The 10,214-nt window shown below is 60.5% G+C and carries 2 protein-coding genes; one reads left to right on the plus strand and one right to left on the minus strand.

The features are described from left to right. Positions 1 to 5,374 (minus strand): leucine-rich repeat domain-containing protein (locus tag GIW04_RS22480; protein WP_236479205.1); only part of this gene is annotated, 5,374 nt, incomplete at its 3' end. Between the two features lie 194 nt (positions 5,375 to 5,568). Between GIW04_RS22480 and GIW04_RS22485 the strand changes: the two genes are divergently transcribed. Then, positions 5,569 to 10,214: hypothetical protein (locus GIW04_RS22485; RefSeq protein ID WP_236479207.1), on the plus strand; the 4,646-nt coding region annotated here is incomplete at its 3' end.

Here is a 10,214-nt window from a genome sequence, read left to right on the forward strand (position 1 = left end):
TCCGCTGCCATTGACTGAGCAGCGTATCGAGTTGCGTGTCGCTCATGCCGGCTTGGCGCAACTGCTCGATCCTTGCCGCCCCTTGCTCATCGTTCAGCCCGGCATTTACGCGCCGCAAACGCACGACGAAACTGGCAGTCTCCTCAGGGTTTTCAGGCATCTGCCGCCAGAACAGTAAATACCGTGATAACGACGCGGCCGTCTCCGTCGGCGGAAATGTCCAGGGCTCTTGTGCCAGGGCAAAACGGCTCAAGGCACCCTGAGGCAGCCCCCTCTCCCGCTCGATGCGGTTGCGCGCCCTATTCAATGCCGCCTCGCCTTCAGCGCTCAACGGGTTACCCGCCAGTTCGGTGCGCAACAGCATATCCGGGTGGCTGAGGGCGCTGGGGGCAAGGCTCGTCAACGCGTTGTCACGCATATCCAGGCAGGCTAACTGCGCAAGGTTTTCGGCGCCAGTCGGCCAGGCCTGCAACCGCGTATCGCGCAGATTCAAGGCCGTCAGCTTCGTCATCGCACTGACATTCAATCCACCCAGCGGGTTGTACTGCAGGTTCAACACTTGCAGATTCTTCATCCCATCAAATTGAGCCTGCACCGCAGGGGTCACCACGATAAGGTTATCGGACAGGTTCAGGTGGGTCAGGGACGGCAGCACGTCGGCGGCGACAGGCACGTCGCTGAGGTAGCTGTAACGCACTTCCAGTTGCTCTACGCCGCCAAACGCACGGACGAAACCTTTGAGCTGGTCGGCGGGCACATCCTCCAGCCAGCTCAGCTTGAGGGTTTTCACATGGGAAAAAGTACCGGCAGGCAACACGGGCAACTCGTCAATTTTCTCGCTGCTCAATTCGGCAGCGGTGGGCAGGTCAAAGGCCGGCAGTTCGAACACCGAACCATCAAAAGTATCGCCCTGCCCGCTGATCTCCTCGTCGAGCTTGACCCCGTAGCGCTTACTCACGGCCCAGGTCCAGCTTTTTTCAAGCGCCGTCAAGATGCGTGCGTTATACCCCGCCTCCCAGCGCTCTACACGAAACTTATGCCTGATGCCCGGAAGCGTTGATGGCTGATAAAACTGTTTGAAGATACCCAGGTGTTCTTCGCGCAGCGCCTGGAGCGCATTCATGCGTGTTTGCGGGGTCTTCCAGGTGCTCATGAGCGCGTCGGTCACTCGCTCGGCGACCGTCTTTTCGCCCATCAGCAACGCCAGTTCTCCCTGGGCGAAACCTTTGACCATTTCATCCAGATTCATGAGGTGCGGACCAGAGCTCCCCGCGTAATTCTTGACGTGTTCGTAGGCCGGTTTGAACGCTTCATAGCTCAGTTGCGACCAGTCCAGCGACAGCCCTCGCCACAGCCGTTCATACCCGGTGTAAAGGCTGTCTGGGAGCTTGAGCACTCTGGTTTGTGCCAGGTCCAGGCGCTCCAGCTGCGCCAGTTGATGTACATAGGCTGGCCATTGCAACGTCACATTGGGCGCAACGACTCTCAACGTTTTGAGCTGCTGCAGCGGAGTAAGGTCAAGGCTGTCGAGGCGCGCGCTCTGATAGCCAAAGTAGCCGACCTCCAAGCGCTCAAGGCCGGTCAATGTTGCCAGCCTGGCGGGAAATTGCTCCGCCAGCTCAGATGTCCTCAACGTCAGCCTCAGGTGCTTGAGCCCCTCCAGGCGCGCCAGCGAGACCGGCAAGTTGGTCAGCAAGGGACGTGGCACGCGCTCTGCGCGCAGGCCCTGGGTGGCTTCGATGGACAGGCTTTCAAGCTTGGGAAAATAGCGCAGAAACTCGTCGATATTGCCGTCATGCAAGGCGGCACCGCTGACGTTCAACTCGCGCACATGGGAAAAGTTCGCGGTCAGGGGCGGCAGCGGCGTATCCAGGTTCAGCGACAATACCTGCGCGCCGGGCACCTTGCCGGCCAGCACAGCCTGGCGCCAACTGCGCTTGAGGGCCTGGGCGGCCAAAAGGTGGTAATGGCGGTCGGCCGGCGCTGCGCGACTGATCCAGCCATCCAGAGTTGCCTGCATCTGGCGGTTTTCTTCAAACAACGCCCTGAGTCGATTCGCAATCGCCCGGACATCGTTGCCCGCCTGCCGCAGCTCAAGGATAAAGTCATCAACCTGGGCGTCCGTCAAATCAGGGTAGATCTTGCGCACCTCGCGGATAATCGCCTGGCGCGGGTCAGGCATGCGCCCACTGGCGTAATACCCCTTGAGTACGCCATTGACCCGCGCAGGCGCCTTGAACCACTGCGTCTTGGGCTCCAGCCACACGGCCGCTTGTAGACGATGCTTGTCGGCCTGCGCGATGATTTTCGCCTGCAGCGCCGCCTGCTGGCTTACCTGCGGCACCCCCAAGCTCTGGCGCGCATCATCGGGGAGCGCATGCATCAACGAAGCGAAAAAGTTATCGCCATTCCTGGGCAGACTATTGAGGGCCTCACCGCGTTCATCGAACGCCTGGTAACCGGGGCCTTGCTTGACCAGGTACTTTTTTGCGCTCGCCGCCTGCGGGCCGATACTGTCGAGCAATGCGCCGTCGATACGGCCGTCACGTACCTCCAGGCGTAACGTCGACGGCCAGCCCGGCAACGTCTCAAGGGTATTGAGCGCCAGCCGGCGACTGTCCGCCGTGGCGATGGCCTCACGGCGCAGCCCGGCATAGGCACGTACCAGGCGCCCTTGGCGGGCATACCAGCGGGCCTCCTCCAACATGTTCAAGGGCACACGCGGTGCGGTCTCGAAGGATGCCAGCTCGTCGGCACTGGCGTGCTCGAGCACAGCTTGCGCCGCCGAGTCACTGAGCCCCGGGCAGTTGCGCTGCAGCCGGCGGACACGCGGGTCCACCGCTTCGGTACCGGCATAGATACTGTCGAAAATCGCGGGCTTGCGTTGGCGCGCGTGGTCGGCAAGCTGCTTGTTGAACTCAAGCTTGCGCGCCTCGCGAACCCGCGCAGCCTCGGCGCCAAGCAATTGCACACGTTCGGACTCATCCAGGGCCTCCAGAATACGCTCGGGTAGCTCGCCGCCCAGGATATGCTGGCGGCTGACCTTGATGGTCGCACCTGTACGCGAACGCCCCACGCCGTACCTGACCGGTTTAGCCGTCAGTGCTGGGCCGTCGATGATTTCCAGCGCCCGCCCTTGTGGCCAGCGAGGCATTTCCACAATCAGCGGCAACGCATACAGGTACAACTCATCAATGGGTTTGGCGCCTTCCAGTTGTTCGATCACCGCGGCGGCGGCGGTGTCCGTGTTGAACAAACGCATTGCCTCCAGCAGCTCAGGAGGCGCGGGCGTACGCTCAACGTGCATCTTGCGCAGGGTGTTGTCGCTGACGCCACTGACATCGGCCAACGTGAGCAACGCCTGGTCGGTGAAAGCCTCGGTTGCATGCCCTATTCGCCGCAACAGCGTCAGGCGGTCCCACTCCAGCGGCCGCTCCAAGGTGTGCTGCCAGGCACCGTGGCCGTTGTGCTCAAGGAGCGGCTGGTAAGCCTGGGGATCGGTTGGGTGCTTGATCCGCCATTGTTGCAACGACGTGTCGAATGACTGCTCGTAAGCCTGGGCGCCCAGGCGGATATAAGTCTTGCCCTCTTTCGTATACTGGCCCAGGTCATTGGGGCTCAGCGTGGGCTCAAGCGTCACCGGGCTGGCATAGCGCTCCAGGCTGGCCCTCCACAGCCGGGTTCGACCATCGGGCAGCTTCACTTCATTCAATGCTTCGATCACAGGCTGCGCCTTGGCCGCCCGCCAGCGGCTGACTCCTGCGCCCACGCCGGCCATCACCGCGATCTGCGCAAGGTTCTCGGCGACGTCGATCAGGTGTGCCTTGGCCGCTTGCAGGTCACCTTCGCCCCATTCAACCGCGCCTTCCAGCGTCTCATACAGCAACTGTCCAGCCATCACAGTCATCATTACCTCGCCCAACACCGGCACGAACATCGAGGCCATGTTCAGCCCGAGCATGCCGATCTCCAGCAGGTGCGCAAGCTTGGCCTCACGCGCCTTGGCATCCACATCGGCAGCAGGCACTGCGTGGGCGCGGGCGTCGGTGATCAACTGCTCGCGATGTTGCTCATAAAAGTACTTCCAGGGGTCGATGTTCGCCGCCCAGATGCCCTTGCCGGCCCGGGTACGTGTGGAAGGTGAAAGATACGGGTCGTTGTTGGGTTCCAGTTTGGCTGGCTTCTCGGGCGGCAACTCCTTGATGCCGGTGATGAAGTGCGGGGTGGTGAAGTCCAGGAGTTTTTTCCAGGGCGAGCGCCAGATGTCAGTGGGCGAATCGGCGGCTTTCTGGGTGAACTGACTGAAGTAATACGCTCTTTTTTCATAGGGTACGAACCGGCTGAAAAACGCCTGGTACGGCGTCGGTGTCGCATCAGCAGGTTTAGCCGCATCGCGCTCGGTGAACAGACGCTTGAATTGCGCTTCCATCTGCGCCCAAGTGTAGCGCTTGAGCGGGTGCACCGGGTCCTGGGGAATGTAGATGATCAGCTCATTGGGGTAGGTGTATTTTTTACAGATCAAAAACACCATGCAGCCGGTCATTCTGAGCTTCATCAGGCCCAGGGTCCTGAACCACACTTGTTTGTTGCCCATCCACGGATGAATTTCACCCTCGATCACCGACAGGATCATGCGCTGGTCGGCGGGCAGGATATCCCCGGTCAACACGGCCTGCTCGGCGGCGGCCTTCAATGCAGCCTTCTGGCTGGCGATAAAATGCTCGCGCAAGGTCGCTTGCGCCTGCCCCTCCTCAGGGTAAAAAAACGTCTGCAGATAAGCTTGGTACTTGACGCCGATATCCAGGCTCCGGCACAGGCTCAGGAACTGGCTGACTTTAAGGTTGACCGTGACTGAATGGTAGGTGCCGGGGGTGTCGGTTGCTTCCACGAACCCCGAAGTCTTGTGGTAAGCCCCTTCCTTGCACTCATCGGCCTCGAAATTGTGCAAGGCCGCATCCAGCATCGACAGTTTCAGGAACTGGAAGTCCGAGATTTCTGTCTGGAGAACCCCAATCGCCAGCGGCCGGCGCAGGCATAGCAAGGTTTTATCGACGTCGACCTCTACTTGGTACTGATCCTTCAGTGCCTTGAGCAACAAGGGCCTGGCGAAGTCGTTGACGTCCTGGAAGCTGGCCATGGTTTTGTCCAACTGCGTCTGTGCACTGAAGCTTTCCAGAAAGCTGGCCGCCACCGCCTCGCGTTGCGCAGGTGAGGCTTTCTCAAGCCAGGTGGGCGGCGATGTGGAGGCGTCCTTGAGCGCTTGCCTGCGCGCAGGCAGGGCGTCGATCAGCCACCGAGGGCTGGCGTGTTCGAGGAAATCGCCATGCAGGCTCTGCGTCGCAGCAGGCGAAGAAGGTTGGGTTGCATCAGCCATCGTGTCACTCCTTTGAAATGGAGTGTCAGCACATCACGCGGGCCGTCACCTCAAGAGGTGCATATGTCGCGCGCGCGGGGCCACGCAGTAGCGGCGGTATCCCTATACCGTCCGCAACGTGACGGAATTGGATTTGCTATCGCTGGTCGGCCCATAGAGCCGCCCCTTGAATCAATACAGACAAAGGACTTTGCATGCCCAACCCAACCCCCTCGCCCTTCACAGCCCTTGAGCAACTGCCCGCCCAAGCGGTCCATGCCCGCTTCGCCACGCGCCCGGCCTTGTATTCGGTGGTGTTCAATGCCCTGCGCAGGCGCATTCTGGAACACTACCCCACGCTGCAACTGGACCTGCGCGCGGTCAAGCTGGCCACCCCTCACCCTGAGGGGCACTACACCTACCCCTCGTTGATGGAAGTGGCGATAGCCCATGCATTGAACCCGCAACCGCTGGACCTGCACCCACAACGCGAACTGCCTTACTACCTGACCCAGCAAGCCCCCAAGATCCTCAAGCCACAGGCGCCGGCACTGATCGACATGCAGGTCATCGCACGCATCCTCGATGACCTGCCCGAGTCGCTGTCCCTGCACTGGCAGCATGACCTGGCGGACTATTGGAGTGAAACCGACAGCCATGACAGCAGCCGCTGGCAATGGTTGGCCGAGTTTCTCAACGGCCAAATGACTGCGGCAGCAGCGCGCCAATCCACCTTGAATCAAACCCAACGCGACATGCTGGCGGTTGTCGCCGCCTGGCCGGTATTGCAGGAGCGCCTGCCCCGTTCTACCCCCGCCACCTATGTCTTCTTCATCGAAAACACCTTTCATAGCGCCGGCAAGGAAGCGCTCCTGCTGACACCCGACCTGCTGCTGATGCGCGATAAACAGGTGCTGCTGTACAGCCTGGCCGGGACCATCGAAGCCTTCGACTCGATCGACGCCTTCGGCGAAGCCTGGGCGACGAGGATGCGCGAGCGCTTTGCGTTCGATAGCCTGACCTGGCGGCGCAACGAACCGAACGGCAACGTCTTCGAACAACAAGCCGGCTTGATTCTCAACCAACACCTGGAAGACCTCGCGACGCTGACGTTCCAGGGGCAAGAGGAAACCGCCCTGGGCAGGCGTCTGGAAACCCTCACTGACCCGGCAGTTTTCTTTACCCAGGTGCGCGTCCCCGCCGCCCCGACGTTGCAAAATGTCAGCGACCGATTGCCGGACTGGCTCAGCCAGGCTGATAGCGCAGACCGCTTTGCCTACCACCGCCACCTGCAGGACATGGCTCAGGTGCTGCAGCAGAACCAGGGGCAATCGTTCAACCAAGGGATCGAGGACCTCTACAGCTTCAGCCGCACCACCTTGCGCAAACAGATGCAAACCGATCACGGCGACTGCGATCCCGACGAGGTCGTGCTCGACTTCATCGTCAGTGCCGGCTACCCGGGCGGTGCAGGTATTGTCGAACATGTGCGCCTGTCGCTGACCGAGCTGGCGTTAAAGAACCTGTCCGGCAAACCCAGTGGCACGTTGAAAATCCTGGCCAAAGGCGCCCAGGCTTTGCCGGTCTGGCTCACAGAAGACTACTTGCTGGGCACCACAGGGCTGATCCAACGCGTAGATATCGGCACGGCCTATCCGCAGAAAATCAAGGACACGCTGCTATCCGACACCGCCGATGCGCGACGACGCGAAGCACTGTTTACCCGGGAGCTGAAGGTCAAGCTGCCAATGCAGGCGCTTGAATACAAGATGCGCCGGCAGCATGGCGTCAGCATCGCGGGCTATCGCTATGTGAAGGCGTTGATGGGTGAAACCCCGCTGGATCGCTACGTCGACGGCCAGGAGATCGTCCTGCGCCCACTGGCGCTGTGCCGCAAGGCCGGCGCCACACCTGATGAAGTCTGCAATACGTTTATCATCGAACCGCGTGATACCCGTATCGGCCCGCACCTGCTCTATCAACCGCTGTACGCCGATACGCTGCATGAGTTCCCCACCCGCCAGGCGCTGCTCGATGCCCTCGCCAGCCCCGGCGCGTTGCAAGACAGCGTGCTGATCTGGCTGAGCGACACGGCCCGCCCGATCTACGACCACGGCGGTATTCGCGAACCTCACCTCATTCGCTTCCTGCCGGGAGATGAGTTCAGCGTGCCTGAAAAACCCGAGCCCGCCACCCTGGCCGTCGATGAAGGTGCCGATGAATGGATGCAGTCGCAGATCAACGGTCAGTTGCTCAACCACCTGTTCGGCAGCACGGCACGGGCGCTCGTGGACCTGGCCGACCGCGAGTCGGTGTCCAACCGCGAAAGCCGCTGGGCCATTGTGATGCAAGGCGCCTGGTTACTGTTCAACACCCTGTTGCTGCCACTGGTACGGGGCCCGGCGATGCTGGTGGGGTGGTTCATGGTACTGGTCAGCAGCCTTGCGCAAGACCTGGCAGGCCTGGACAGCGATGATTCGACCACCCGCGAGCTGGCGTTGATTGATCTGTTGCTCAATACCGCAATGATACTGCTGCACGCCGCCTCGCCCTCGGCGCAACCGCTCCGGGAGCCTACTGCGCAGGACCACGCCCTGCACCTGGAAACCTGGCGGCGCCCTGCCGGCCTGCCACGAACGCAGAGTACCGTGCCGGTACGCAATGGCCCGGTCGCACTCCCCGGCGAGCCTCCGGCCACGGGCCATACCGCCCTTGACTTCAGCCGCTCGCTTGCCAGCCCCATGGCCAGCGCACAGTTGCTCAAGGCGCTGGTTCAAGTGCATGTGCCCTGGCCCGAAACCTTACCCGCGCCGCAGCCAGCCGGTGCGCTGAAGGGGCTTTACCGCATCGACGGGACCTGGCATGCCAGCGTCGGCGGCTTGCTGTTCCAGGTAAGCATTGTGCCGGGGTTTGGCGAGGTCTATCTGGTACATCCGCAGCACCCGCAGCGTCCGGGTTTCAGGTTGATCAGCGACGGTCAGGGGCATTGGCGCCTGGACCGGCATGCCAGGCTGGAGGGGGGCATGCCCAGGGAACGGCTAAGCGAGTGGCAAAAAAAACGCAGGGAAAAATTGGAGCAACTGAGTTCAGGATTGGAAGCCCTGAGCATTGATGCAAGTGCATTGACGCCTCAGGCGCAACAGCTCAAAGATGCCGTAAGTCGCGCCAGGACCCAACTCATCGAACACAAACAAGCCTTGCGAGCTGACTGGGAAAGGCTCGACAGCCCTGCATTACTTGCCGCCCTGCGCCCCAGAATCGTTGAGCGCCATGAGCAAAGGCAACGCTCGGCAGCACGTGCCGCAACCGATTGGAACATCGCCGTCGACAACTACCATGAAAACACACAAGTGTATTTTTCGACGCAGGAAAGCTCTCTAGCAATGGCCCGAGAACTGCTGGAACTGGACAGAACACAGGTTCAATACAAACAGGTACAAGATGTCGCGACCGAAAATATTTACGATCACTTACTATTTTCATATTCAACACTGCATCAGAAAATCCAAAACACGCTGCAAACCGGGCGCGGCGAAAGTCTTGCCGAGCTACTGCTACGGGTCGACGCAGAACTGCCCAACCACGTCACGGACGCCTATGAGCAGTTCATCAGCGGTGCAACACAGCGGCTGAAACTGCTCAAGGAAATGGCCAAGATTGCAGAAAAAACGGAAGCCATTTTGCATCAGGCCAGCCCGACAATGAGGACTAAGCTCTCAAGCAAAATCACCTCCAAAAACACGATTTCTGCGCGTGTTATAGAGCAGCATCTGTTGTTGGCGTTTGTTGAGTTGATCATCGACCGCGCCCGCGACACCGATAGCCCGAAGGAGCACCCTTTCCTTGAAGTGCTCACCGATCGGCGAGCGAGCGCTTCCATACTCACTCATACCGAAGTGCTCGCCACCAGCGGTTACTCACCGGCTGAACAAATGGATGTACTCAGGGATGCACTCCAGCAGTACGGTCGCCTGGAAAACGCCGTTAATTCGTTATCTGAAATGGGTTCCGAACTTGTGCGAGAAGAATATAGAGCCTCGTTCCTGGAGCAGTTCAGCCTGGCCCGCACTGCGTTGGAGGCGCAACTGGCCGAGTTGATCCTGTCTGAAGAGGGCTTTGTCCCCAGGCGCCCCGCCAATCGCGCCGCCCGGCAGAGACCGGCCAGCCGCAGAGTCATCAGAACCCGTAACCAAGAGACGCTTGTGGGTGACCTGCGCCCGAGCGAGCCTGGTGTCGAAGGCAGTTTCGTTGACATCAAGAACCCCCTCACCGGGCAAACCGTCGCCACTTATCACGAACACGCCAATGAAGGTGTGTGGAACATCGTGGAACCTGCGCGACCGCCCCAGCCTACTGTGCCTGCGGTACGCACGCTGAGAATGATCAAGGCGCAGGGACAAACCGTCAGGGACGAACGCACGGGTATCGATGCAAGCATTCGCTTCCAACAGCGCAAGCTTGAGGATCCCAGCCGACGCGACGTACTCGACCCGCATGAGTGGGATGTGATGCTGAGCCAGCATGCAGCAAAGTTCCAAGCCCTTGCAGAGGAACTCACGCGTGATCACAAGGCCAATGACGAGGGTATGGCACTGCGCAATGCTTATCTGGCTGAGGCGAACGCCGCCACGCAGCAAGCCCGCACAGTGTGCGCCGAAGGGTATAAACAGCAGCGCCCCAAAGCCGCCAATGTCGCCTACCTATGGCGTCATGGCTTTGTCGATATCAACCTGGTACGCAGCCGTGTCAGTTTGAAGGCCGGTGACTTTTTGACGGAGTATGCAATCCGCGACAAAAACCGGATCAACGCGGGCCAACGGGGCGAAGAAACGGTGTTGTGGTACGCCCACTTCCACTACCC

It is taken from the genome of Pseudomonas sp. PA-4-8C, assembly GCF_021606625.1.
Taxonomy (GTDB): Bacteria; Pseudomonadota; Gammaproteobacteria; order Pseudomonadales; family Pseudomonadaceae; genus Aquipseudomonas; species Aquipseudomonas lactis.